18 protein-coding genes are annotated in these 24,952 nt (G+C 72.6%); 6 read left to right on the forward strand and 12 right to left on the reverse strand.

Annotation, left to right across the window (positions count from 1 at the left end; genetic code table 11):
* Positions 1-76: 76 nt before the first annotated feature.
* From OG462_RS16870 to OG462_RS16880, 3 genes are read right to left on the reverse strand one after another with little or no spacing between them, the layout of a single operon-like run.
* Positions 77-880, reverse strand: a complete 804-nt coding sequence (locus OG462_RS16870; RefSeq protein ID WP_406058393.1) for a sugar phosphate isomerase/epimerase family protein — start codon at positions 878-880, stop codon at positions 77-79.
* On the reverse strand, positions 877-2,046 hold the full coding sequence (locus OG462_RS16875) for a dihydrodipicolinate synthase family protein (RefSeq protein WP_406058395.1): 1,170 nt from the start codon (positions 2,044-2,046) through the stop codon (positions 877-879). The genes OG462_RS16870 and OG462_RS16875 overlap by 4 nt, the downstream gene beginning before the upstream one ends.
* The gene (locus OG462_RS16880; protein ID WP_406058397.1) at positions 2,043-3,194 is read right to left on the reverse strand and encodes a Gfo/Idh/MocA family protein; all 1,152 of its coding nucleotides are present in this window, start codon (positions 3,192-3,194) and stop codon (positions 2,043-2,045) included. Before OG462_RS16880 ends, OG462_RS16875 begins: the two co-directional genes overlap by 4 nt.
* Positions 3,195-3,305: 111 nt before the next feature.
* Between OG462_RS16880 and OG462_RS16885 the strand changes: the two genes are divergently transcribed.
* The 3 genes from OG462_RS16885 to OG462_RS16895 all read left to right on the forward strand — a co-directional run bounded on the left by OG462_RS16885 (position 3,306) and on the right by OG462_RS16895 (position 7,823).
* Positions 3,306-4,352 (forward strand): LacI family DNA-binding transcriptional regulator, encoded by a 1,047-nt coding sequence (locus OG462_RS16885; RefSeq protein WP_406058399.1) that lies wholly within the window; start codon positions 3,306-3,308, stop codon positions 4,350-4,352.
* Positions 4,353-4,800: 448 nt separating this feature from the next.
* Positions 4,801-5,472: a DUF4097 family beta strand repeat-containing protein gene (locus OG462_RS16890; RefSeq protein ID WP_406058401.1), complete on the forward strand. Its 672-nt coding sequence runs from the start codon at positions 4,801-4,803 to the stop codon at positions 5,470-5,472.
* Between the two features lie 65 nt (positions 5,473-5,537).
* Positions 5,538-7,823 (forward strand): DPP IV N-terminal domain-containing protein, encoded by a 2,286-nt coding sequence (locus OG462_RS16895; RefSeq protein WP_406058403.1) that lies wholly within the window; start codon positions 5,538-5,540, stop codon positions 7,821-7,823.
* 59 nt (positions 7,824-7,882) lie between these two features.
* Here the strand turns inward: OG462_RS16895 and OG462_RS16900 are convergent, their stop codons facing one another.
* Together OG462_RS16900 and OG462_RS16905 are read right to left on the reverse strand one after the other, a co-directional pair.
* On the reverse strand, positions 7,883-8,443 hold the full coding sequence (locus OG462_RS16900; RefSeq protein ID WP_406058405.1) for an AAA family ATPase: 561 nt from the start codon (positions 8,441-8,443) through the stop codon (positions 7,883-7,885).
* Positions 8,440-9,402 (reverse strand): EamA family transporter, encoded by a 963-nt coding sequence (locus OG462_RS16905; RefSeq protein WP_406066577.1) that lies wholly within the window; start codon positions 9,400-9,402, stop codon positions 8,440-8,442. The genes OG462_RS16900 and OG462_RS16905 overlap by 4 nt, the downstream gene beginning before the upstream one ends.
* Positions 9,403-9,509: 107 nt before the next feature.
* Between OG462_RS16905 and OG462_RS16910 the strand changes: the two genes are divergently transcribed.
* Both OG462_RS16910 and OG462_RS16915 read left to right on the forward strand, forming a co-directional pair.
* Complete coding sequence (locus OG462_RS16910; protein WP_406058407.1) at positions 9,510-10,439, forward strand: LysR substrate-binding domain-containing protein; 930 nt, start codon at positions 9,510-9,512, stop codon at positions 10,437-10,439.
* A 112-nt stretch (positions 10,440-10,551) separates the two neighbouring features.
* Positions 10,552-12,378, forward strand: coding sequence for a glycoside hydrolase family 3 protein (locus OG462_RS16915; protein WP_406058409.1), 1,827 nt, complete (start codon positions 10,552-10,554; stop codon positions 12,376-12,378).
* A 66-nt stretch (positions 12,379-12,444) separates the two neighbouring features.
* Here OG462_RS16915 and OG462_RS16920 read toward each other — a convergent pair whose 3' ends face one another.
* The 7 genes from OG462_RS16920 to OG462_RS16950 all read right to left on the reverse strand — a co-directional run bounded on the left by OG462_RS16920 (position 12,445) and on the right by OG462_RS16950 (position 23,257).
* Positions 12,445-13,890: an aminopeptidase gene (locus tag OG462_RS16920; protein ID WP_406058411.1), complete on the reverse strand. Its 1,446-nt coding sequence runs from the start codon at positions 13,888-13,890 to the stop codon at positions 12,445-12,447.
* 99 nt (positions 13,891-13,989) lie between these two features.
* Positions 13,990-14,415 (reverse strand): hypothetical protein, encoded by a 426-nt coding sequence (locus OG462_RS16925; protein WP_406058413.1) that lies wholly within the window; start codon positions 14,413-14,415, stop codon positions 13,990-13,992.
* A 109-nt stretch (positions 14,416-14,524) separates the two neighbouring features.
* Positions 14,525-14,878 carry a hypothetical protein gene (locus OG462_RS16930; protein WP_406058415.1) on the reverse strand — a complete coding sequence of 118 codons (354 nt, stop codon included), beginning with the start codon at positions 14,876-14,878 and terminating at the stop codon, positions 14,525-14,527.
* 95 nt (positions 14,879-14,973) lie between these two features.
* Positions 14,974-18,717, reverse strand: a complete 3,744-nt coding sequence (locus OG462_RS16935; protein WP_406058417.1) for an ABC transporter ATP-binding protein — start codon at positions 18,715-18,717, stop codon at positions 14,974-14,976.
* Positions 18,718-18,920: 203 nt separating this feature from the next.
* Entirely contained in the window at positions 18,921-20,603 is a 1,683-nt protein-coding gene (locus OG462_RS16940; RefSeq protein ID WP_406058419.1) for a thiamine pyrophosphate-binding protein, read from the reverse strand.
* 114 nt (positions 20,604-20,717) lie between these two features.
* Positions 20,718-21,701, reverse strand: coding sequence for an agmatinase (gene speB / locus OG462_RS16945; protein WP_406058421.1), 984 nt, complete (start codon positions 21,699-21,701; stop codon positions 20,718-20,720).
* Between the two features lie 80 nt (positions 21,702-21,781).
* The gene (locus OG462_RS16950; protein WP_406058423.1) at positions 21,782-23,257 is read right to left on the reverse strand and encodes a sodium:solute symporter; all 1,476 of its coding nucleotides are present in this window, start codon (positions 23,255-23,257) and stop codon (positions 21,782-21,784) included.
* A 160-nt stretch (positions 23,258-23,417) separates the two neighbouring features.
* Between OG462_RS16950 and OG462_RS16955 the strand changes: the two genes are divergently transcribed.
* Positions 23,418-24,914 (forward strand): PucR family transcriptional regulator, encoded by a 1,497-nt coding sequence (locus tag OG462_RS16955; RefSeq protein WP_406058425.1) that lies wholly within the window; start codon positions 23,418-23,420, stop codon positions 24,912-24,914.
* The last annotated feature ends 38 nt before the right edge of the window (positions 24,915-24,952 follow it).

Below are 24,952 nucleotides of genomic sequence, written 5' to 3' on the forward strand. Positions count from 1 at the left end.
CCGCGACCTCCCACGCCCCGCTGACCTCCCGCGCCACGCTGACCTCCCGCGCCGCGCTCCCGCCCGCCCCCGTCGGTCACACCCCCAGGAACCGCTCCAGCGTCTCCTCCAGGACCTCCACGCCGTCCCTCGACCACAGGTCGTCGTTGAAGATCTCGACCTCCACCGGGCCCGTCCAGCCCGCCTTCTCGACCAGGTCGGCCCAGGCCCGGAGGTCGATCGCGCCGTCGCCCAGCTGACCCCGGCCGGTCAGGACGCCCGCCGGGAGCGGGGTGGTCCAGTCGGCGAGCTGGAAGGAGTGGATACGGCCGCCCGCACCCGCGCGTTCCACCGCCGCCGGGGCCCGGTCGTCCCACCAGAGGTGGTACGTGTCGACCACCACGCCCACCTGCTCGGCCGGGAAGTGCTCCGCGATGTCCAGCGCCTGGTCCAGGGTGGAGACCGCGCAACGGTCGGCGGCGTACATCGGGTGGAGGGGTTCGACGGCGAGGCGGATGCCGCGCTCCCCCGCGTACGGGGCGAGTTCGCCGATCGCCTCGGTGATGCGCGCGCGGGCCGAGGCCAGGTCCGGGAAGGCGGGGGTGAGGCCGCCGGAGACCAGGACGACGGTGTCGGTGCCGAGGGTCACGGCCTCGTCGATCGCCGCACGGTTCTCCGCGAGCCAGCCGTCCGTCGTGAAGAAGCCGCCCCGGCAGAGGGTGGTGACGGTGAGGCCCGCGTCCCGTACGAGGTCGGCCGCCGCCTCGACCCCGTACTCCTGGACCGGTTCGCGCCACAGGCCCACGCCCGTGATGCCGAGGCGGACGCAGTGGGTGACCAGCTCGGGCAGGGCGAGCTGCTTGACGGTCATCTGGTTGACGCTGAAGCGGTCGAGGTTCATCGCAGTCCTCCGTGGACCGTGAGCAGGGACCTCATCCGGTCCTCCGCGAGCGCCGGGTCCGGGAACAGGCCCAGGCCGTCGGCCAGTTCGTAGGCGCGCGCGAGGTGCGGGAGCGAGCGGGCGGACTGCAGGCCGCCGACCATCGTGAAGTGGTCCTGGTGGCCGGCCAGCCAGGCCAGGAGGACGACTCCCGTCTTGTAGAAGCGGGTCGGGGCCTGGAAGAGGTGGCGGGAGAGGGCGACCGTCGGGTCGAGGGTGGCACGGAAACCGTTTACATCCCCCGTGTCGAGGGTCCGTACCGCCTCCGCCGCCAGCGGTGCCAGCGGGTCGAAGATGCCCAGCAGGGCGTGGCTGAAGCCCTGTTCGTCGCCCGCGATCAGCTCCGGGTAGTGGAAGTCGTCGCCCGTGTAGCAGCGCACGCCCTCCGGGAGGCGGCGGCGGAGTTCGACCTCGCGCCGGGCGTCCAGGAGGGAGACCTTGATGCCGTCCACCTTGTCGGGGTGTGCGGCGATGACCTCCAGGAAGGTCTCGGTCGCGGTGTCGAGGTCGGCCGATCCCCAGTACCCGTCGAGTGCCGGGTCGAACATCGGGCCGAGCCAGTGCAGGATCACCGGCTCGCTCGCCTGGCGGAGGAGATGGCCGTACAGGTCGAGGTAGTCGTCCGGGCCCGCCGCCGCGGCGGCGAGGGCGCGGGAGGCCATGAGGATGGCCTGGGAGCCGGTCTCCTCGACGAGCGCCAGCTGCTCCTCGTACGCCTTGCGGACCGCTGCCAGCCCGGCGGGGCCGGTCGGTCGGTCCGCGCCGGTCAGTTGGTCCGTGCCGACGCCGCAGGCGATCTGCCCCCCGACGGCCTTCGCCTCGGCCGCCGAGCGGCGGATCAGTTCGGCGGCGCCGGTCCAGTCGAGGCCCATCCCGCGCTGGGCGGTGTCCATGGCCTCGGCGACCCCGAGGCCGTGGGACCAGAGGTGGCGGCGGAAGGCGAGGGTGGCGTCCCAGTCGACGGCGGCGGCCGAGTCGGGGGTGGTGTCGGCGTACGGGTCGGCGACGACATGGGCGGCAGAGAACACCGTACGGGAGGTGAGGGTGCCGCTCCCGCCCAGGTTCAGCGGCTCGGTGCGGGGCGCGTACTCGCGTACGCCGCCGCCGATGGCGGGCAGGCGGATCACAGGCTCACCTCCGGGACGTCGAGGCGGCGGCCCTCGGCGGCGGACTGCAGGCCGAGTTCGGCGAGCTGGACGCCGCGGGCGCCGGCGAGGAGGTCCCAGTGGTACGGCTCGCCGAGGGTGACGTGCCGCAGGAACAGCTCCCACTGGGCTTTGAAGCCGTTGTCGAACTCGGCGTTGTCGGGGATCTCCTGCCACTGGTCGCGGAAGGGCTCGGTCGCCGGGATGTCCGGGTTCCAGACCGGCTTGGGGGTGGCCGAGCGGTGCTGGACCCGGCAGTTGCGCAGTCCGGCGACGGCGGAGCCGTGGGTGCCGTCGACCTGGAACTCGACGAGCTCGTCGCGGTTGACCCGGACGGTCCAGGAGGAGTTGATCTGGGCGATGGCGCCGCCCTCCAGCTGGAAGATGCCGTACGCGGCGTCGTCGGCGGTGGCCTCGTACGGCTTGCCCTGCTCGTCCCAGCGCTGCGGGATGTGCGTGGCGACGTGCGCGGAGACGCTGGTGACCCGGCCGAAGAGCTCGTGGAGCACGTACTCCCAGTGCGGGAACATGTCGACGACGATGCCGCCGCCGTCCTCGCTGCGGTAGTTCCAGCTGGGGCGCTGGGCGTCCTGCCAGTCGCCCTCGAAGACCCAGTAGCCGAACTCGCCGCGTACGGACAGGATCTCGCCGAAGAAGCCGCCGTCGATGAGGCGCTTCAGCTTGAGCAGGCCCGGCAGGAAGAGCTTGTCCTGGACGACGCCGTGCTTGACGCCCTTCTCGGTGGCGAGCCGGGCGAGTTCCAGGGCGCCGGCGAGGTCCGCCGCCGTCGGCTTCTCGGTGTAGACGTGCTTGCCGGCCTGGATGGCCTTGGTGATCGCCTCCGCGCGGGCGGAGGTGACCTGGGCGTCGAAGTAGATGTCGATGGTGTCGTCGGCGAGGACGGCGTCGAGGTCGGTCGACCACTCGGTGAGGCCGTGGCGCTCGGCGAGCGCGCGCAGGGCGGGCTCGCGGCGGCCGACGAGGACCGGCTCGGGCCAGAGGGTCTCGCCGTTGCCGAGGTCGAGGCCGCCCTGTTCGCGCAGGGCGAGGATCGAGCGGACGAGGTGCTGGCGGTGTCCCATGCGTCCGGTGACGCCGTTCATGGCGATGCGGACTGTCCTGCGTGTCACGAAAGGTTCCTCTCCCCGGTGTTCCGCGCCTCGATAGAAAGCGCTTTCCATCGACGATGACGCTAGCCTGCCGACATCGCCGTCGACAAGGGCCCTGGAGGTACGCACACGATGACCGTCACCCTGGCGGACGTGGCAGCTCGCGCACGGGTCTCGCCCGCCACCGTCTCCCGCGTCCTCAACGGCAACTACCCGGTCGCCGCGTCGACCCGCGAGCGGGTCCTGCGGGCCGTGGACGAGCTGGACTACGTCCTCAACGGGCCCGCGAGCTCACTCGCCGCCGCCACCTCCGACCTCGTCGGCGTCCTCGTCAACGACATCGCCGACCCCTTCTTCGGGATCATGGCGAGCGCGGCACAGACCGCCATCGGGGAGAGCGGATCGGGTCGCGGCGGCGGCGAGAAGCTCGCCGTCGTCTGCAACACGGGCGGCTCCCCCGAACGCGAGCTGACCTACCTCACCCTGCTCCAGCGGCAACGGGCCGCCGCCGTGATCCTCATGGGCGGCTCACTGGAGGACCCCGAGCACCTGGCCGCGACGACCGCCAAGCTGGCCAAGCTGGCGGAGGCGGGGACCCGGGTCGTGCTGTGCGGACGACCGCCGGCCGTCGGCGACGCGAACGCGGCGGCGCTCGTCTTCGACAACCGCGCCGGCGCCCGCCGCCTCACCGAGCACCTGCTCGAACTCGGCCACCGGCGCATCGGTTACGCGGCCGGCCCGGCCGACCGGACGACGACCCGGCACCGCCTGGAGGGCCACCGGGCGGCGCTCGCAGCGGCGGGGATCACGGAGGGGCCGACGGTCCACGGCGCGTACGACCGGAAGGCCGGCTACGAGGCCACGGCCGAACTCCTCGCCCGCGACCCGGATCTCACGGCGGTCGTCGCCGCCAACGACACCGTGGCCCTCGGCGTCTGCGCGGCCCTGCGGGAACGGGGCCTGGACATCCCGGGCGACGTGTCCGTGGCGGGCTTCGACGATCTCCCCTTCTCGGTGGACGCGGTCCCGTCCCTGACGACGGTCCACCTCCCCCTGCACGAGGCGGGGGCACGGGCGGGCCGCCTGGCGATGGGCACGGAGGAGCCCCCGGCCGGCGGCCTGGCGCGGGTCCCGGCGGAGCTGGTGGTACGGGGGTCCACGGGGCGGCCTCGGAAGTAACGGGGCGCGAGGCGCCCTCGGAAGCAGGTGGTCGCGGGGCGGCCTCGGAGCAGGTGGTCGCGGGGCGACCTCGGAAGCAGGTGGTCGCGGGGCGGCCTCGGGGTCGCGCCCTACCTGCGACCTCCGGGTCGCGCCCGCTCGCGGCCTCGGGTACCCCCCGTCCGCGGCCCCTGAGGCACACCCCGCCCGCCGCCTCCGGGGCGCGCCCTGCCCGCGGCGGCGGACGCACCGCCCCCCGCATAGCGTTCACCTTCACTCCATTGCAACGCAACGGCGTTCGGTCATTGCGTTAGCCTCGAAACCGTTGCAACGAAATCCTGGCATCTACCTGCACGAATGCCGATTTGGCGCAACGAGTGCGTTGCCAGACTCATGAACGCAACGTAGCTTTTCCTTCATCGGAAACGGCGGGCCCGAGAGTGGGCCCGCCCCAAGAAGGAGAAGAACCTTGCAGAAGTTCGCCACCACCGCCGCGATCTCCACCGTCCTCGACATCCCCGCCGGCCGCATCCAGCTCATCGCCGCCGACCGGGCCGACGCCACCGTCGACGTCCGCCCCGCGAACGCCGCCAAGGGCGCCGACGTGAAGGCCGCCGAGCAGATCACCGTCGAGTACGCCGACGGCGTCCTGCGGATCACCGCCGCCCCGGCGAAGAACCGGATCCTGGGCGACTCCGGATCGGTCGAGGTGACCGTCCAGCTGCCCGCCGGCTCCCGAGTCGAGGCCAAGACCGCCGCCGCCGAACTCCGCGGCGTCGGACGCCTCGGCGACGTCACCATCGAGGGCGCACAGGGCACGGTCAACCTCGACGAGACCGCCACCGCCCGCCTCACCCTCCAGGCCGGCGACATCACGGTCGGCCGCCTCGGCGGCCCCGCCGAGATCAGCACCCAGAAGGGCGACCTCCGCATCACCGAAGCCGTCAGCGGCACGGTCACCCTGACCACCCAGTCCGGCGAGATCACCGTCGGCGCCGCCCGCGGCGTCTCCGCCACCCTCGACGCCGGCACCGCCTACGGCCGCATCCACAACGCCCTCACCCACACCGACGGCGCCACCGCAGGCCTCAACATCCACGCCACCACCTCCTACGGCGACATCACCGCCCGCAGCCTCTGAACCGCTACAGTGGCGCGACTCTGATCAAGATCAACATCGACCGACAACGGGGACGGACAAGAAGAATGAGCACTACTCAGAACTACCAGGCCGCCGAGCAGCTTCTCCGCCGTCCCGCCCGCCCGGGCGAGCTCGTCGTCGGTGACAAGGTCAGGCCGCAGTGGATCGACGGCGGCGCACGGTTCTGGTACGCGGTGAGCAACGGGGTCGGCAGGCGGTTCGTGCTGGTCGACCCGGCGGCGGGCACCCGTGAGCCGGTCTTCGACCACGCCCGGCTGGCCGCCGCGCTGGCCACCGCCTCCGAGCAGCAGGTCGACCCCGAGGCCCTGCCGTTCATAGGCATCGAACTGACCGCGGACGACGTCAAGTTCGTCGCGTTCGGCGCGTACTGGCGCTGCGACCTGGACAGTTACGTCTGCGAGCCGGCCGAGTTCTCCGTCCCGGGCAATCCGCTGGACGTGACGTCGCCCGACGGGAAGTCGGCGGTGTCCCAGCGGGGGCACGACCTGTGGGCGCGGTCGCTGTCCGACGGCCGCGAGTGGCCGCTGACCACCGACGGCGCCCCCGATCACGCGTACGGTCCGGGCCCTGCCGCGACCGGCAACGCCACCCTGCTGCGCAAGCTCGGCGTGCCCTATCTGCCGCCCGCGGTGGCCTGGTCGCCGGACTCGACGAAGGTCCTCGCCCACCGGACCGACGAGCGCGAGGTCCGAGAGACCCAGCTCGTGGAGGCCAGGCCCGCCGACGGCGGTGCGCCCCGCCTGCACACCCAGCGGTTCGCGTACGCCGGGGACGAGCACCTGCCGCAGGCCGAGCTGGTCGTCCTCGACGTCGCCGAGGGCACGGTGGTCCGTGCCCAGACCGAGCCGCTGACCATGACCCACGTGTCGCCGATCACCGTCAAGTGGGCGTGGTGGGCGGCGGACGGCTCGGCCGTGTACTTCCTCGCCCGGCCCCGTGACCAGCATTCCCTCACCCTGAACCGCCTCGACCCCGGCACGGGTGAGGTCACCACCGTGGTCAGCGAGTCCGGGGCGACCCGGGTGGAGCCCAACCAGTGGATGACCGAGCCGCCGATCGTGCGCGTGCTCGCCGACGAGGTGCTGTGGTACTCGCAGCGGGACGGCTGGGGCCACCTCTACCGCTACGACCTGCACACCGGCGCCCTGCTCGGCCAGGTCACCTCCGGGCCGTGGCTGGTGCGGCAGATCCTGCGCGTCGACGAGACCGAGCGGGTCGTGTACTTCACCGCCTCCGGGCTCGTCGACGAGGACCCCTACCGTCGTACGGTGTGCCGCGTCGGCCTGGACGGCTCCGGCTTCGCCAAGCTCACCGACGACACGCTCGACCACATCGCCACACTGCCGGAAAGCCCGTACGACCGGGAGTACTTCATCGACTCCGCGTCCACGGTCGACACGGCACCGGTCATCACGGTCCGCGACTGGACCGGGCGGGTGCTGGTCGAGCTGGAGCGCGCCGACATCGCCAAGCTCACCGCCACCGGCTGGACCGCGCCGGAACGCTTCCGCGTCAAGGCGGCCGACGGAGAGACCGACATCTACGGTGTGCTCTACCGGCCGCGGGGCTTCGACCCCACCCAGTGCTACCCGGTGGTGGACAACCTCTACCCCGGCCCGCAGGTCAACCGGGTCGCCCCGTGCTTCGACCCCGGCGGCATGGGCATGGACGCCGAACCCCTCGCCGCACTCGGCTTCGTGGTCATCGCGCTCGACGGGCGGGGCACCCCGGGACGGAGCAAGGCCTTCCACGACGCCTCCTTCGGCCACCTGGCCGACGCCGGCTGCCTGGCCGACCACGCCGCGGCCCTGAGCCAACTGGCCGAGACCCGGCCGTGGATGGACCTGGAGCGGGTCGGTGTCTTCGGCCACTCCGGAGGCGGGTTCGCCGCGGCGCGGGCGATGCTGGACTTCCCCGAGGTGTACAAGGTCGGGGCCGCCCTCTCCGGCTCCCACGACGCCCGCTCCTTCAACGCCGGCTTCGTCGAGTCCTACGACGGCGCGGACAACACCGAGGCCTGGGACCGGACCTCCAGCCTGGACCTCGCCGACCGCCTCGCGGGCAAGCTGCTGCTCATCCACGGCGACATGGACGACCAGGTCCACCCGCACCAGACCCTGCGGCTCGCCGACCGGCTCCTCGCCGCCGGCAAGGACTTCGAACTGCACATCGTGCCCGGTGCCGAGCACACCTTCATCGACTGCATCGCCCACGTCCGCACCCGCTGCTGGGACTTCCTGGTCCGCGAGCTGATGGGCACGCTGCCGCCCGCCTACCGGCCCGCCCCCATCGTCATCGGCCCCGAGCTCCTCGCCGACATGTTCGCCTGACCGCGAAGCCGATGAAGTCGTAGCCCGTCGGGTCCCCACCTCGGTGGGGACCCGACGGGCTACTTCTGCGGCGTCAGGCCCGTCGCCGCCAGGACCGCGTCCACCGTCTCCGCCACCGTCAGGTCCGCGTTGTCGATCCAGACGCCCTCGCCCGAGAGCTCCGCGCGCATCGCCTCGTCCAGGAACGTCCAGTCGGTCGTCAGGCGCTTGTCGCGGGCGTTGTTGCGTTCCCAGGCCTTGGCCGGGCCCGGGGCCAGGAAGATCTGGTGCAGGGGGCCCGTCGCCCGGGCGCGGTAGAAGTCCAGGTGGGAGCGGCGTACGACCACGTCGTCGACGACCGGGAGGAAGCCGGCCGTGGTGAAGCTGTCCGCGAGCAGGCAGGCGTTGCGGGCGCGCAGCAGGATCTGGCGGTCCGCCTCCGGGTCGCCGTCCGGGGTCGGCCAGTGGCAGCCGCTCACGATGAGGGACTGGAGCGCGTCGACCTCGATGTGCGCCGCCCGGGCGAAGCGGGCCGCGAGGGCCGCCGCGACCGTCGACTTGCCGCTGCCGGGGATGCCGCTCAGGAGGACGGTGCCGGGGGCGGGTTCGGGTGCGTCGACGGTGATGTGCTCGAAGGTCATGCGGGCCTTTCCTGGCTGGTCGTGCGCCGTTCCTCGCCGAGGGGACGGCCGGTCGACGATACGGCCACGGGGTGCGCGGTCGCCACGGAATTCTTCGCGGCCCGGCGGCGCGGGGCGAACGACGTCAGCGCCACTCCCCCGACAAGGAGCGCCGCCGCGCACCAGCGGGCCGGGCTCACCCCTTCGCCCAGGACGAGCGCCGCGGAGGACATGCCGAAGACGGGGACGAGGAGGGAGAAGGGGGCGACGGACGAGGCCGGGTAGCGGCGCAGCAGCCAGCCCCAGGCGCCGAAGCCGAAGACGGTCGTGATCCACGCGGCGTAGACGATGACGCCGACACCGGTCCAGTCGAGGCTGCGCAGGGCGGCGAGGTCGCGTTCCGGGCCCTCCAGGAGGAGGGACAGGCCGAGCAGTGGCAGGACGGGCACGGTGCTGACCCACACCATGAAGTTGAGCGCGTCGGGCGGGGAGGCCTTGCGGGTCAGGACGTTGGAGACGCCCCAGCAGACCGCCGCGCCGATCACCAGGACGAAGCCCGTGAGGGATCCGGCCCCGCCCTCGTCGACCGCGGCCACGCCGATGCCCACCAGGGCGACCCCCATGCCCGCCGTCTTGAGGCGGCCGGGGCGTTCGCCGAGTGCGGCGAAGGCGAAGAGGGCGGTGAAGACGGCCTGGACCTGGAGGACGAGGGAGGAGAGTCCGGCGGGGGCGCCGAGGTCCATGCCGGTGAAGAGCAGCCCGAACTTGGCGACGCCGAGGACGAGTCCGACCGACAGGATCCACTTCCAGGCCACGGTGGGCCGGCCCACGAGGAACACGGCCGGCAGGTCGGCGGCGAGGAAGCGGAGGGCGGAGAAGAGCAGCGGCGGGAAGTGGTCGAGGCCGATCTCGATGACGACGAAGTTGACTCCCCAGACGGCGGCGACCAGGGCGGCGAGGGCGAGGTGGGCGGGGCGCATGACGTTGAGCATGGTCGCCGCGACTGTGTAGCACCAGCACGGGTTCCTTCATGGTGGGATGTAGCAACGCTTCATCCATGTCACGCCGACCACCCGGAGGACGCACCGTGCTGGATCTCGGCCGTCTGCGCGCCCTGCACGCCGTCGCCGTCCACGGCAGTGTCGGCGCCGCCGCCACCGCCCTCGGCTACACGCCGTCCGCGGTCTCCCAGCAGATCGCGAAGCTGGAGCGGGAGACCCGTACGACCCTGCTCGAACGCAGCGGCCGGGGCATCCGGCTGACCGATGACGCCCATCAACTCGCCTCCACAGCACGCGAGTTGCTCGCCCTCGTGGAGGAGGCGGAGGTACGGCTCGAAGAGCGGCGCGGCCGGCCCGCCGGACGGCTGGCGATCGGCTGTTTCGCGAGCGCGGCGCGCGGCCTGATGCCCCGGGTGCTCGCGGAGCTGGCCCGGGCCCATCCCGATGTCGACGCCCGTCTCTCGGAGGTGGACCCGCACGTCTCGATCGATCTGGTGGCGCGGGGGGTGATCGATCTGGCGGTGGCGCACGACTGGGACATCGCCCCGCTGCCGGTGCCGCCGGGGGTCGAGCAGGCGGTGATCGGCGACGATCTGTGCGACATCCTCGTCCACCGGGACCATCCGCTCGCGGCGCGGGACTCGGTGCGCCGGGAGGAGCTGGCGGCGGAGCGGTGGATCTCGCAGCCGCCGGGGACGGTCTGCCACGACTGGCTGACACGGACGCTGCGGGAGACGGGCTTCGAGCCGCTGATCGTGCACCAGGCGGAGGAGAACCACACGCAGGTGGCGCTGGTCGCGGCCGGTCTGGGGATCGCGCTCGTGCCGCGCCTCGGGCGCGGCACGCTGCCGCCTGAGGTGACGCCGGTGCGGCTCGACCCGATGCCGACGCGCCGCCTGCACGCCATGTGGCGGACCGGGGCGGCGCGGCGCCCGGCGATCCGGGAGACGGTCCGTACGCTCCAGGAACTCTGGCCCGGGATCGCCGCCGTGGGTGATTCGTGCGCGGGTCCTTGACCTGGCAGTTACTTTCGGGCTATCCGTGACCCTTGGAAGTTTCCTTCAGAGGTGGCTTCCGGGGATTCCCGACACGGGTTCCTTCAACCTCGCACGGCCGGAAGGAGCATCAGTGCACCACCGCGCCCCCGCCCCCTCCCGACGCACCCTCCTCACGGTGACCGCCGCCGCGGCAGCGGCCGCCGTCACCGGGGTGAGCACCCCCGCCCACGCCGGGCAGGACCGGCACGACGACCGGAAGCTCCGGCGGATCATCGACCGCATGTCCCTCGAGGAGAAGGTCGGCCAGCTCTTCGTGATGCGGGTGTACGGCCACTCGGCGACCGCACCCGACCAGGCCGACATCGACGCCAACCTCCTGGAGATCGGCGTCCGTACGGCCGCCGAACTGGTCGAGCGCTACCACGTGGGCGGCGTCATCTACTTCTCCTGGGCCCACAACACCCGGGACCCGCAGCAGATCGCCGCGCTCTCCAACGGCATCCAGCAGGCCGCTCTCGCACAGCCCACGCCGGTCCCCGCGCTCATCTCCACCGACCAGGAGCACGGCATCGTCTGCCGGGTCGGCGAGCCCGCCACCCTGGTGCCCGGCGCGATGGCCCTCGGCGCCGGGGGCTCGCACGCGGACGCCCGCAAGGCGGCGCAGATCGCGGGCGAGGAGCTCGCGGCCGTCGGCATCCGGCAGAACTACGCCCCGGTCGCGGACGTCAACGTCAACCCGGCCAACCCGGTCATCGGCGTCCGCTCCTTCGGCTCGGACCCGGCGGCGGTCGCCGGTCTGGTCGCCGCGCAGGTCAAGGGCTACCAGCGGGCCGGGGTCGCGGCGACCTCCAAGCACTTCCCGGGGCACGGCGACACCGCCGTCGACAGCCACTACGGGCTGCCGACGATCACCCACACCCGGGCGCAGTGGAGCGAGCTCGACGCCCCGCCGTTCCGGTCCGCGATCGCGGCCGGGATCGACTCGATCATGACCGCGCACATCGTGGTCCCGGCGCTCGACCCCAGCGAGGACCCGGCGACGCTGTCCCGGCCGATCCTCACCGGCATCCTGCGCGAGCAGCTCGGCTACGACGGCGTGGTGGTCACCGACTCGCTCGGCATGGAGGGGGTGCGCACCAAGTACGGCGACGAGCGCGTCCCGGTCCTGGCTCTGAAGGCCGGTGTGGACCAGCTGCTCAACCCGCCGAAGCTGGACGTGGCCTGGAACGCGGTCCTGAAGGCCGTCAGGGACGGCGAGCTGACGGAGGACCGGCTCGACGAATCGATCCTGCGGATTCTGCGGCTCAAGGCGAAGCTGGGCCTGTTCCGGAACGCGTACGTCACCCGGGCCGGCGTCGAGCGGGTGGTCGGCACCGCCGCCCACCTCGCCCAGGCCGACCGGATCGCCGAGGCCACCACGACCCTGCTGCTCAACGAGGGCGGCTTCCTGCCCCTGAGCCCGGCCCGTCACGGCTCGGTCCTCGTCGTCGGTGCCGACCCGGCCTCCCCTTCCGGTACGACGGGTCCGCCGACCACCACGCTCGCGACCGCCCTGACGGAGCTGGGCTTCACCGCGACGGCGCTCTCCACCGGGATCACCCCGACGGCCGCGAAGATCGAGGAGGCGGTGGCGGCGGCCGCGGGCAAGGACGTGGTCGTCGTCGGGACGTACAACGTCACCGCGACCAGCCCGCAGCGCACGCTCGTGGCGCGGCTCGTCGCGACCGGGGTGCCCGTCGTGACGATCGCGATCCGCAACCCGTACGACATCGCCCGGCTCGGTGGGCAGCGGGCGACGCTCGCCGCCTACTCCTGGACCGATGTCGAACTCCGGGCCGCCGTACGGGTCCTGGCCGGCCGGGCCCGGCCACGGGGCCGCCTCCCGGTCCCCGTGCAGAGCGCGGACGACCCGACGAAGGTGCTCCACCCGGTGGGGTACGGCCTGTCGTACCGCTGACGGGACCGGTACGACGGAGGGGGTGGGGTGCGCCGCCGGACGCACCCCACCCCCTCCCGGGAACCATTACGGCCGCAGGCCGTGCTCCCGCGTCGTGTCCTCGTCGACCGGCTTGTCGAGGCGCGCGTCGAAGCGGGCCAGCGGCTGCGCCGCCTGGACGGCCGGGGCGGGGACGCCGGCCCAGGCGAGGATGCGGGCGGTGGCGTTGTCCCGCTCGGCCTCGACGAGCCCGGCGACGTTCGCACCGTGGTTGGCGCCCGGCGCCACGTACACGTAGCTGTCGCGCGCGCCCTTGCCGAGGCGGAACTTCTCCGAGCCCCACGGGTCGTTGCCGCCGTAGACGAAGAGCATCTTGTCCGCGTTGTTGCGGACCCAGCTGTCGACGTCACGCATGGCGTGCTGCTTGAACTTCATCGGGATCTCGCGCGGCACGAAGTTGCTCGCGGGCTGGTAGCCGTAGCGGCTCAGGCCCTTGAGGTGCGGCTGCTTGATGGTGGGCGAGCCGAGCTCGGTCGCCGCCTGGTAGTAGTACGGGGTGTACGGCTCCAGGCCCTGGTCGGTGTAGGCGGCCCAGCCGGAGAAGGCGTCGATCGTGCCGTACACCTCGTCGTCGGTGGCGGTCTTCGCCACCGGGATCTGGTCGCAGACGTCCTCGCCGTAGTACTGCCAGAAGCCCCACACGAAGTCGAGGACGACGGCCTCGTAGGCCTTGTCGAGCGTGCCGACCGTGTTGAAGGTGACGCCCTCCGACTCGGCCCACGCCTTGTACTTGGCCTCAAGGGGGGCGCGGCGGACCAGGGCCTCGCGCTGCAGGTTGTTGAGGCGGTCGCGGCACTCCTTGGTGCCGACGGTCTCGAAGAACCGGTCGTAGGCCGAGTCCTCCTTGTTGACCACGTCGTTCGGGGCGACGTAGGCGACGACACCGTCCATGTCACGCGGGTAGAAGCGCTCGAAGTAGGTGGCGGTCATACCGCCCTTGGAGGCGCCGGTGGAGAGCCACTTCTGGCCGTAGATCTTCTTCAGCGCGGTGAAGATCCGGTGCTGGTCGCTGGCCGCCTGCCAGATGTCGAGCTTCGACCAGTCGGCGGGCTGCGGACGGGACGGCGTGAAGAAGCGGTACTCCATGGAGACCTGGTTGCCGTCGATGATCCTGGTCGGCTCGGCGCGGCTCGGTGTCGTACTCAGCGAGTAGCCGCTGGTACGGAAGACGGTCGGGCGGCTCGTGTCCTTGTGGAGGACGGAGATCCGCTGGTCGAACGTGCCGGCCCACGGGCGCCGGTGGTCGATCGGCTGCTTGTAGTTCAGGACGAAGAAGCGGTAGCCGGCGTACGGCTTCTCCTCGATCAGGCTCATCCCGGGGATCGCCAGGATGCGGTCCTTGATGTCCGTGCTCTGCGAGTCGACGACGGCCGTGCTGCCCGTGTCCGTGTCCGCGGCGGTAGCCACGCCGGTCGGTGCCACGGTGCCTATGAGCACCGAAAGCGACAGCGCCCATCTCAGCGACTTGCGCATTCACCCTCCCCTTGGTTCACAACGGTGTCGCGAACCTAGCGGGGGGAACGTGTGGACCGCCAGCCCCAGTTGGTCCTTACCCTTGGACTTTCCTGCACATCAGCACAGGATCCAGCCGGTGGACGCGCCCTGACCGGCCACCGAACCGTTCGCCCGGACGCAGCGGTTGAGGGCGTGGACGGTGACGGGCCCGGCCTGTCGGCCGAAGCGTCCGGACTGGACGGCGGGCCGGCCGCCGCGCGGCTGGAGGGAGACGGCCATCGCGCGCGCGGCACCGGGGCGCTTGGCGACGGTGACGGCGCAGGCGTAGTGGCGGGTCCGGTAGAGGCGCAGCTCGCCGGTGGCGAAGGCGATCGTCCGGGCGGGGCGGCCCTGGCAGACGGAGGCGGCCTCGGCGGTGGTGGCACCGGCGCCGGGGACGAGGGTGGCCGGGGTCATGATCAGCGCGAGGGCGGTGAGGAGCGGCGCGAGGACACGGGCGAGCAGCCGTCGGTCACGTCGGGCGTTCTTCGTGTCCGTGGGCATGCGTTTCCCCTCCCGAGTGGATCACCGTACGGGTGTACGGACGTACGGGCATACGACGCAGCCGCCTCCGGAATGGTTGCCTCCGGCGTGGGTTCCTACGAGTGGGTCCCTAGGAGAACGCGGTCAGGAGGAAGAGCAGGAAGACGCCCTCGGCGCCGAGCTGGGTCCAGAACGCCGCCCGGCGGACGTCGGCGCGGGAGGTGCTCTGCACGGTCACCAGGGCCGCGAGGCCGATCACCAGGCTCGCGAGGTAGAAGGACCCGGGGGTGCCGTCGCAGGCCCTCCCGTAGGCGAGGCAGCGGGCGGTGTTCTCCCGGGTGAGAACCAGGATGCCGGCGAGCAGGCTCGCGGGCAGGAACAGCCCGGCCCCGATCATGGACCGCTTCCGCAGGCGCGCGCCCTCGACGTCCGGCGGGGTGATGGGGACGGGCGAGGCGGCGCGGGTGCGGGGCTGGTGGCTCATGCCCCGATCCAAGCCGCCGGGGCGGTGGTCCGGAATCCGCCCGGATACTCATCCCGCCGGGCGGCCCGTACTCAGTCACGGCCTGGCGGCCCGCCTCACACCCGCTCCGGCTCCTCCTCGTCCACGGACTCGCCGATGAACGTCCGCCACAGCTCCGCGTACCGGCCGTCCAGGGCGAGGAGCTCCTCGTGGGTACCGTCCTCCGCGACCCGGCCGTGGTCCATGACGACCACCCGGTCGGCGCGGGCGGCGGTGGTCAGCCGGTGGGCGACGACCAGCGTCGTACGGCGTCCGGCGAGGCGGTCGGTGGCCTGGTTGACCTGGGCCTCGGTGGCCAGGTCCAGGGCCGCCGTGGCCTCGTCGAGGAGCAGGATGTCCGGGTCGACGAGTTCGGCCCGGGCGAGCGCGATGAGCTGGCGCTGACCGGCCGAGAGGTTACGGCCCCGCTCGGCGACCTCGTGGAGGTAGCCGCCGTCGAGGGTCGCGATCATGTCGTGGGCGCCGACCGCGCGGGCCGCCGCCTCCACCTCGGCGTCGGTCGCCTCCGGACGGCCGTACGCGACGGCGTCACGGATCGTCCCGGCGAAGAGGTACGCCTCCTGCGGAACGACGCCGAGCCGGTGGCGGTACGCCGTGAGGTCGAGGTCCCGCAGATCGGTGCCGTCGGCTGTGACCCGGCCGCCCGTCGGGTCGTAGAACCGGGCGACCAGCTTGACCAGGGTGGACTTGCCCGCGCCGGTCTCGCCGACGAACGCGACGGTCTGGCCGGCCGGGATGCGCAGGTCGATGCCGGTGAGGGCGGTCTCGTCCTTCGGGGCGCCGTCCTCTCCCCCGTACGCGAAGGAGACGTCCTCGAAGGCGATCTCGCCGCGCAGGGACAGCACGTCCAGGGGCGCGGGCGCGGCGGCCGTCGACGTCGGCTCCTGGAGGAGTTCCTGCATCCGCTTCAGCGAGACGGCGGCCTGCTGGTAGCCGTCGAAGACCTGCGAGAGCTGCTGCACGGGGGCGAAGAACAGGTCGATGTAGAGCAGGTAGGCGACGAGCGCGCCGGTGGTGAGCGAGCCGGCCTCGATCCGGTTCGCGCCGACGATCATGACGGCCGCGGCGGCCGCCGAGGACAGCAGCGTGACGAACGGGAAGTAGATGGAAATCAGCCACTGGCCCCGGACGCGCGCCTCGCGGTAGGAGTCGCTGCGCTCGGCGAACCGGGCCGCGCCGGACTGCTCGCGGCGGAAGGCCTGCACGATCCGGAGCCCGGAGACGGACTCCTGCAGGTCGGCGTTGACGACGCTGATCCGCTCGCGCGCAAGCTCGTACGCCTTCACGCTGGAGCGGCGGAAGTAGTACGTGGCGACGGCGAGGACCGGCAGGGTCGCGAAGACCACCAGGGCGAGCTGGAGGTCGAGCACCAGCAGTGCGACCATGATCCCGAAGAAGGTCACGACGGAGACGAAGGCGGTGACCAGGCCCGTCTGCAGGAAGGTGGACAGGGCGTCCACGTCCGTGGTCATCCGGGTCATGATCCGACCGGTGAGCTCGCGCTCGTAGTAGTCGAGACCGAGCCGCTGGAGCTGGGCGAAGATCTTCAGACGCAGCGCGTAGAGGACCCGCTCGCCGGTACGGCCGGTCATCCGGGTCTCGGCGGTCTGCGCGACCCACTGCACCAGCACGGTGACCAGGGCGAGCGCGGACGCCGCCCAGACCGCGCCGATCGCGAGCCGGTTCACGCCCTCGTCGATGCCGTGCCGGATCAGGACCGGAAGCAGCAGTCCGGCACCCGCGTCGAGGGCGACCAGACCGAGGCTGATGAGCAGCGGGACGCCGAAGCCGCGCAGGAGCCGGCGCAGACCGTAGGCGTCCTCGGGCGACACGGCGCGGGCCTCGTCGATGCCGGGGGTGTCGTCGGCGGGCGGCAGGGCCTCGACGGCGGCGAGCAGCTCGGGGGTGGCCCCGGGCGCCTCGCTCTCCCGGTCGGCGGTCTCGTCCCGTACCCACAGGGTGGGGGTGATGCCCCGCTCGGCGTCGAACTCGGCGTCCAGTTCGGCCCGCAGGGTGCGGTCCTCGGGGACCTCGGCCGGGGTGACGCGGCCGGGCGAGACGGCGCCCAGCTCGTCGGGGTCGGTGAGCAGCCGCCGGAAGAGCGGGGAGCGCTCCTCCAGCTCGGCGTGGGTGCCGATGTCGGCGAGCCGGCCGTCCTCCAGGACGGCGATGCGGTCGGCGAGGCCGAGGGTGGAGCGGCGGTGCGCGATGAGCAGGGTCGTACGGCCCGCCATCACCGACTTCAGGGCCTCGTGGATCTCGTGCTCGACCTTGGCGTCGACGGCGGAGGTGGCGTCGTCGAGGAGGAGGAGCCGGGGGTCGGTGAGGATCGCGCGGGCGAGCGCGACGCGCTGGCGCTGACCGCCGGAGAGGGTCAGGCCGTGCTCGCCGACCTTGGTGTCGTACCCCTCGGGCAGCTCGGCGATGAACCGCTCGGCCTGGGCGGCGCGGGCGGCGGTCTCGATCTGCTCCTGGGTGGCCTCCGGGAGGCCGTACGCGATGTTGGCGCGGACGGTGTCGGAGAAGAGGAAGGAGTCCTCGGGGACGAGGCCGATCGCGGCACGCAGCGAGTCGAGGGTGAGCTCGCGGACGTCGTGGCCGCCGACGAGGACGGCGCCGTGGGTGACGTCGTAGAAGCGGGGCAGGAGCAGCGAGACGGTCGACTTGCCGGAACCGGAGGCGCCGACGACGGCGACGGTCTCACCGGCCCGGATCTCCAGCGAGAACCCGTCGAGGACGGGACGCCCGTCCTGGTACGCGAACGAGACGTCGTCGAACTCGACGGTGGCGGGCTCGTCGGCGGGCAGCTCCTTGGTCCCGTCCTTGATGACCGGCTCGGTGTCGACGAGGTCGAGGACCCGTTCCACGCCGGCGCGGGCCTGCTGGCCGACGGTGAGGACCATCGCGAGCATGCGGACCGGGCCGACGAGGGAGGCCAGGTAGGCGGAGAAGGCGACGAAGGTGCCGAGGGTGATCTGGCCCCGGTAGGCGAGCCAGCCGCCGAGGGCGAGGACGGCGACCTGGCCGAGGGCGGGGACGGCCTGGAGGGCCGGGGTGTACCTCGAGTTCAGCCGGATCGTCCGCAGCCGGCCGGCGAACAGCTTCCGCCCGGCCTCGCGGATCTTGCCGGTCTCCTGGTCCTCCTGGCCGAAGCCCTTCACGACCCGGACGCCGGTCACGGCCCCGTCGACGACCCCGGCGACCACGGCGGCCTGCTGCTGCGCGTGCCAGGTGGCGGGGTGGAGGCGGGTACGGCTGCGCTTGGCGATGAACCAGAGGGCGGGGGCGACGGCGAGGGCGACGAGGGTCAGCGGAAGGGACAGCCAGGCCATGACGCCCAGCGAGATGAGGAAGAGCAGAACGTTCCCGATGGTCATCGGGAGCATGAAGAGCAGGCCCTGGATCAGCTGGAGATCGCTGGTGGCCCGCCCGATGACCTGCCCGGTCGACAGCTCGTCCTGCCGCCGCCCGTCGAGCCGGGTGATGGTGGCGTACATGTCGGTACGCAGGTCGTGCTGGACGTCGAGGGCGAGGCGGCCGCCGTAGTAGCGGCGGACGTAGGTGAGGGCGTAGACGAGGACGGCGGCGGCTATGAGGAGGCCGGTCCAGACGCCGAGGTCCCGGGTCTTCGTCCCGATGACATCGTCGATGATCACCTTGGTGACCAGCGGCACGAGAGCGAGCACGGCCATGCCGACCAGCGAGGATCCGAGCGCGAGCAGAGTGTTCGCCTTGTACCGCCACGCGTACCCGGCGAGCCTGCGCGCCCAGCCCCGCTGTTCTTCCCCGACCGCCGCCACGAGTGGCCTCCCGTTCGTCCTGCTCTACCGGAAGGCCCAACACGGGTGGGCTGCGATTTCATCCCGCTGCAACAAATCGGGGGCGATGTCCGGTCGAAGGTCCCGGCGGGTCCGGCCGGGAGTCCTAGGAGCCCGGCCGGGCTTCGGGCGGGTCCGGCCGGGCTTCGGGCGGGTCCGGCCGGGCCGGACCCCGGGCGGCGCGCTCACAGGTGCGTCGGTTCGAACATCCTCAGGAGGGCCGGGAGGACCACGACCGACGGGCCCGGGGTGGCGAGGGACTTCGCGAGGTCCGTCGTCAGGGTCTCCGGGGTCGTCAGGGTCGCCGGGACGCCGAAGGACTCCGACAGGGCCACGAAGTCCGGGCGGGACAGTTCCGTGCCCGTGGCCTCGCCGAACGCGCCCGTCATGTACTCGCGCAGGATGCCGTAGCCGCCGTCGTCGACGATCAGCCACGTCACGTCGAGGTCGTACTGCCTCGCCGTCGCCAGCTCCGCGATCGAGTACATCGCGCCGCCGTCGCCGGACACCGCGAGGACCGGCCGGCTCGGGTCCGCCGCCGCCGCGCCGAGCGCCGCGGGGAAGCCGTAGCCGAGGCCGCCGGCGCCCTGGGCGGAGTGCATGGTGTTCGGGTGCTTCGCGTCGAAGGCAGACCACGCCCAGTACGCCAGGATCGTCATGTCCCAGAAGCTCGGGGACCGGTCCGGGAGCGCCTCCCGTACGGCCGCGACGATCCGCTGCTCCAGGCCCAGGTCCTGGGCCGCGATCCGGTCCCTGACCTTCGTCAGAACGGCCGAGACCCGCTCCGGGGCGGTCGGGTCCCGGCGCTCCGGGACCGTCTCCAGGAGCGCCTGGAGGGCCAGGCGGGCGTCCGCGTGGATGCCGAGCGCCGGGTGGTTGGACTCCAGCTTCCCTGCGTCCGCCTCGATCTGGATCACCCGGCCGCGCGGCGCGAACGTGTGGTAGTTCGACGACAGCTCGCCGAGGCCCGAGCCGACGACGAGGAGGACGTCGGCGTCCTCCAGGAAGTCGGTGGTGTGCCGGTCCTCCAGCCAGGACTGCAGCGACAGCGGGTGCTCCCAGGGGAAGGCGCCCTTGCCGCCGAAGGTGGTGACGACGGGGATGTCCAGGCGCTCCGCGAGCGCGAGGAGCTTGCCGGAGGCGTCGGAGCGGACCACTCCGCCGCCGGCGATGATCGCCGGACGCTCGGCGTTCGCCAGGAGGTGGGCCGCGACCGCGGTCAGCTCGGGGCGCGGAACGACCTCCTCGGGCGTCGCGTCCATCGCGGTCACGACGGGCAGGGTGGTCTCCGCGAGGAGGACGTCCTGCGGGATCTCCACCCAGACCGGCCCGTGCGGGGCGGTGAGCGCCGACTCCCAGGCCGCCGCGATGGCGGACGGGATCTGGGACTGCGTACGGACCGTGTGGACGGACTTCACGACGTCCCGGAACGAGGCCTGCTGGTCGCGCAGCTCGTGGAGGTAGCCGTGCCGGCCGCCGCCGAGCCCGGCGACGGGGATCTGGCTGCCGATCGCGAGGACGGGGGCGGAGGCGGCGGCCGCCTCCTGGAGCGCGGCGAGCGACATGAGCGCGCCGGGGCCGGTGGAGAGCAGCAGCGGGGCCGCCTCGCCGGTGATCCGGCCGTACGCGTCGGCGGCGAAGCCCGCGTTGTTCTCGACGCGGAGGCCGACGTACCGGAGGGCGGAGCGGCGCAGGGCGTCGAACATGCCGAGCGCGTGCTGGCCGGGGAGGCCGAAGACGGTGGTGGCGCCGAGGCCGGTGAGGGTCTCGACGACGAGGTCGCCGCCGTTGCGCCCTGCGGGCGGGTTGAGCGCGGCGGTCGTCTGCGCCTCCGTGGGGCGCAGCACCAGGTCGTGGTCGTGGGTCATGGAGGGTGTCCCTTCAGGTCGTGGGCAGGCGTTCCGCAGGGCGGAACGGGTGGGCACGACCCGACCACCGGGCCGCACCCCACCCCGCACCTGAGCCCGCTACCGCCCCGGAGGTTACTTCGCGCCGGAGGCGCGGCTCGCCGCGATCTGGCGGGACATGATCGTCGTCAGTTCGTACGCGGTGTGGGAGGCGGCGACCGCGGTGATCTCGGCGTGGTCGTAGGCCGGGGCGACCTCGACGACGTCCGCCGACACCAGGTTGCAGGAGGAGAGGCCGCGGAGGATCTCCAGGAGCTCGCGGGAGGTCATGCCGCCCGCCTCCGGGGTGCCGGTGCCGGGCGCGTGGGCCGGGTCGAGGCAGTCGATGTCGATCGAGATGTACAGCGGGCGGTCGCCGATGCGCTGGCGCAGCTGGTCGGCGACCTCGTCGGCGCCGCGGCGGTAGATGTCCGCCGAGGTGACGATGCCGAAGCCCATCTTCTCGTCGTCGGTGAGGTCCTGCTTGCCGTACAGCGGGCCGCGCGTACCGACGTGGGAGAGCGCCTCGGTGTCGAGGATGCCCTCCTCGACGGCGCGGCGGAACGGGGTGCCGTGGGTGTACTCGGCGCCGAAGTACGTGTCCCAGGTGTCGAGGTGCGCGTCGAAGTGGAGCAGGGCGACGGGGCCGTGCTTCTTGGCGACGGAGCGGAGCAGCGGCAGCGCGATGGTGTGGTCGCCGCCGAGGGTCATCATGCGGGCGCCGGAGTTCAGCAGGTCGTCCGCCGCGGCCTCGATCGTCTCGACGGCCTCGTTGATGTTGAACGGGTTGGCGGCGATGTCACCGGCGTCCGCGACCTGGGCGAGGGCGAACGGGGAGGCGTCCTGCGCCGGGTTGTACGGGCGGAGCAGGCGGGAGGCCTCGCGGATGGCGTTGCCGCCGAAGCGGGCGCCGGGGCGGTAGGAGACACCGCTGTCGAAGGGGACGCCGACCACGGCGATGTCGGCGGTGCCGACCTCGTCGAGTCGCGGCAGCCGGGCGAACGTCGCGGGACCGGCGTACCGCGGGATGCGGGACGAGTCGATCGGGCCGCGCGGGGTGTTCTGGTCGCTGCTGCTCATGGTCGGGTCCTCCTGGGGTGTATCGGTGGTCCGGTCGGGGGCCCCGGGTCTCGGGGCCCCGGCCGGGAGTCTTGGTGCGGTCAGCCGGTCACGGCGGCCGGCACGGTCTCCGGCGTCGGGTCGGCTTCGGGGGTCTCCCGGCCCGCGAGGCGGGCGCGCCAGTGCGCGAGCACGGCGGCGTCCGTCGGGCGGGTCGCCAGGGAAACGATCACATATGCGGCGAGCGAGGCCAACAAACCATAGTAAACAGGCTCATTTGCAAGGATTCCGTAAGCCCACATCAGGCCAATGACGGTCAGGCCTCCGACGGTGACCGCGGCGAGGGCGCCCTGGACCGTGCCACGGCGCCAGAGCAGCCCGCCGAGGATCGGCACGAGGAGCCCGCCGACCAGCAGGTTGTAGGCGACGGTGAGGGCCTGGACGACGTCGTTGAGGGCGATGGCGATGAGGATGACGGCGATGCCCATGATCAGGATGAAGAGGCGGTTGCCCTTCACCTCGTCGTGGTCGTCGCCGTTCTTCGCGGTCAGCCCCCGCAGCTTCGACCAGATGTCGTTGTTGGCGACGGTGGCGCAGGCGATGAGGGCGCCCGAGGAGGTGGACATGACGGCGGCGAGCGCGGCGGCGAGGACCAGGCCCCGGACACCCATCGGCAGCTCGTCCTTGACGATGGTCGCGAAGGCGTCGTCGGCGCTGGGCAGCTTCGGGTAGAGCACCTTCGCCGCCGTACCGATGACGGCTCCGGCCAGGGCGTACGCGAGACAGTAGGTGCCGGCGACGGTGCCGCCCCACTTGGCGACCTTGTCGGTGCGGGCGGTGAAGACCCGCTGCCAGATGTCCTGGCCGATGAGCATGCCGAAGGTGTAGATCAGCACGTACGTGAAGATCGTCTCGCCGCCGATGCCGAGGGGCTCGAAGTACGAGGTGGGCAGCGCGGCCTTCATCTCGGCGAAGCCGCCCGCCTTGACGACGGCGATCGGCAGCAGCAGGAGCAGCACGCCGACGGTCTTCACCACGAACTGCACCATGTCGGTGATGGTGATGGACCACATGCCGCCGAGCGTCGAGTAGGCGACGACGATGGTGCCGCCGAGGACGATCGCGACGGTCCGGGGCAGGTCGAAGAGGACGTCGAAGATCGTGGCGTACGCGATGGTCGAGGTGACCGCGAGCATCAGCGTGTACGCCCACATGACGACGCCCGAGATGACGCCGGCCCTGCCGCCGTAGCGCAGGTCGAGCATCTCGGAGACGGTGTAGACCTTCAGCCGGGCGATGCGGGCGGAGAAGAAGACGCTCAGCGCGAGCAGGCCGAGGCCGATGGCGAAGACCATCCAGGCGCCGGAGAGGCCGTACTTGTAGCCGAGGCCGACGCCGCCGATGGTGGAGGCGCCGCCGAGGACGATGGCGGCCATCGTCCCGGAGTACATCCAGGGGCCGAGGCGACGTCCGGCGACCAGGAACTCGCTCTTGGACTTGGCGCGGCGCATGCCCCACCAGCCCATCGCGAGCATGCCGGCCAAGTACAGGACGATCACTGTGTAGTCGACGGCCATGGGCCCTCCTTCGTTCACCTCGGTGGCGTGTCGTGCAGGGGAGTGACCAGATGCTGATCGCGGGGACATCCGCCCGTACCCGCGGCCTCTGGATGCCATGACAGTAGGTGGCCGGAAAGCGACGTAGAAGTGTACGTTTCCTCCACTGTCCGGGCGGGGGATGTACGAAGGGTCCATGACCATGACCTCCGCCGAGCCCGCCTCCACTCCTCCCGCACCACCCGTCTCCCTGGCCGCGCTGCTCGCCCGCCGGGACCTCGGGCTGCGGCTGCTCGCCGGGCCCGAGGACGTCTCGATCCACTGGGTGCACACCTCGGAGATGGCCGACCCGTATCCGTACCTCCTCGGCGGTGAGCTCCTCATGACGGCGGGCGTGCTGCTCACCGATCCGGCGCACTACGTGGAGCGGGTGGTGGAGGCGGGGGCGGCGGCACTCGCCTTCGGGGTGACGCCGGTGTACGACACGGTCCCGGCGGAGCTCGTCGAGGCCTGCGCCCGGCACGGGCTTCCGCTGGTCGAGGTGCCGCCGAAAACCCCGTTCACGGCGGTGGCGCGGGCGCTGTGGCGGCTGATGGCGGAAGCGCGGCTGCACGAGCTGCGCCGGGTCACGGAGGCGCAGCAGTCCCTGGCGGCGGCCGCGGCCAGGCCGGCCCCGGTCCCGGCGGTGCTCGGCGCCCTCGCCTCGCGGCTCGCGGGGCGGGCGGTGCTCTTCGGGACGGACGGTACGGAGTCGGTGGCGGCCGGCCGGGAGGTGCCGGCGGAGGCGGCGCGGGCACTGCGCGAGCTCGCGGGGGTCCTCGGCCCGCGCCCGGGCGGCCCGGCCTCGGCGAGCGGGGACGGCGGCGGACTCCGGCTCGCCGCGTACGCGCTCGGCGGCGGGGACGGGCTGACGCTCGGGGTGGCGACGGAACGGCGCGGCCCCGGGGACCACACGATCGCGGGTGTCGCGGTCGTCCTGCTCTCCCTGCTGACGGCCCCGCACCGGGGCGCGGACGTGACCGTACGGGACGGGGCCCTGGTCCGGCTGCTGCTCGGCGCGGCCCCGGCCGAGGTCGCGAGCACCCTGGGCCCGGGCCCGTGGACGGTGGTCCACGCCACGGGCGGCGACGGCACGCCGTTCGCGGCGGCGAGCCTGGCGGCGGCGCTGGGGACGCCGCTGGTGGACGCGGGTGCGCACGCGGACGCGGGTGCGGGTACGGGCGCGGGCGGAGACGCCGACCCCGGAACCGTACGTCTGCTCGTGCCGTCCTCCGCCGCCGTCACCTCCCAGGAAGGCTGGACGCTCGGCGCGAGCGCCCCCGCCGAGGCGGCGGAACTCGCCGCCGCCGACGCGCAGGCGGCGCGGGCCCTGCGCCGGGCGGAGGCCACCCGGACACCCCTGGTCCGGCACCGCCCGGGAGGGATCGCCGCACTGGTGGACCCGGACGAGGCGGCCGCCCACGCCCGCGCACTGCTCGCCCCGCTGACGGAACCCCTCGGGGAGACCCTGCGCACCTGGCTGTCCCTGCACGGCAGCTGGGACCGGACGGCGGCGGCGATGGACATCCACCGCAACACCGTCCGGCAGCGGATCGCCCGCTGTGCCCGGCTCCTTGACCGGGACCTGGACGACCCGGACGTCCGGATGGAGCTGTGGTTCGCGCTCAAGTCCCGGTGAGGGGCGAGGCCGAGGGGTCGTTCACCCGACCGAGGCTG

The sequence above is a fragment of the Streptomyces sp. NBC_01077 genome, from assembly GCF_045162855.1.
In the GTDB taxonomy this organism is placed as follows: Bacteria; Actinomycetota; Actinomycetes; order Streptomycetales; family Streptomycetaceae; genus Streptomyces.

Bases quoted from the DNA above. Each gene is read 5' to 3' on its own strand.
- OG462_RS16895 (WP_406058403.1), top strand. From the start codon at position 5,538: ATGAGCACTACTCAGAACTACCAGGCCGCCGAGCAGCTTCTCCGCCGT.
- OG462_RS16900 (WP_406058405.1), bottom strand. From the start codon at position 8,443: ATGACCTTCGAGCACATCACCGTCGACGCACCCGAACCCGCCCCCGGC.
- OG462_RS16920 (WP_406058411.1), bottom strand. From the start codon at position 13,890: ATGCGCAAGTCGCTGAGATGGGCGCTGTCGCTTTCGGTGCTCATAGGC.
- OG462_RS16955 (WP_406058425.1), top strand. From the start codon at position 23,418: ATGTACGAAGGGTCCATGACCATGACCTCCGCCGAGCCCGCCTCCACT.
- OG462_RS16950 (WP_406058423.1), bottom strand. From the start codon at position 23,257: ATGGCCGTCGACTACACAGTGATCGTCCTGTACTTGGCCGGCATGCTC.
- OG462_RS16885 (WP_406058399.1), top strand. From the start codon at position 3,306: ATGACCGTCACCCTGGCGGACGTGGCAGCTCGCGCACGGGTCTCGCCC.
- OG462_RS16940 (WP_406058419.1), bottom strand. From the start codon at position 20,603: ATGACCCACGACCACGACCTGGTGCTGCGCCCCACGGAGGCGCAGACG.
- OG462_RS16905 (WP_406066577.1), bottom strand. From the start codon at position 9,402: ATGCGCCCCGCCCACCTCGCCCTCGCCGCCCTGGTCGCCGCCGTCTGG.
- OG462_RS16930 (WP_406058415.1), bottom strand. From the start codon at position 14,878: ATGAGCCACCAGCCCCGCACCCGCGCCGCCTCGCCCGTCCCCATCACC.
- OG462_RS16870 (WP_406058393.1), bottom strand. From the start codon at position 880: ATGAACCTCGACCGCTTCAGCGTCAACCAGATGACCGTCAAGCAGCTC.
- OG462_RS16925 (WP_406058413.1), bottom strand. From the start codon at position 14,415: ATGCCCACGGACACGAAGAACGCCCGACGTGACCGACGGCTGCTCGCC.
- speB (WP_406058421.1), bottom strand. From the start codon at position 21,701: ATGAGCAGCAGCGACCAGAACACCCCGCGCGGCCCGATCGACTCGTCC.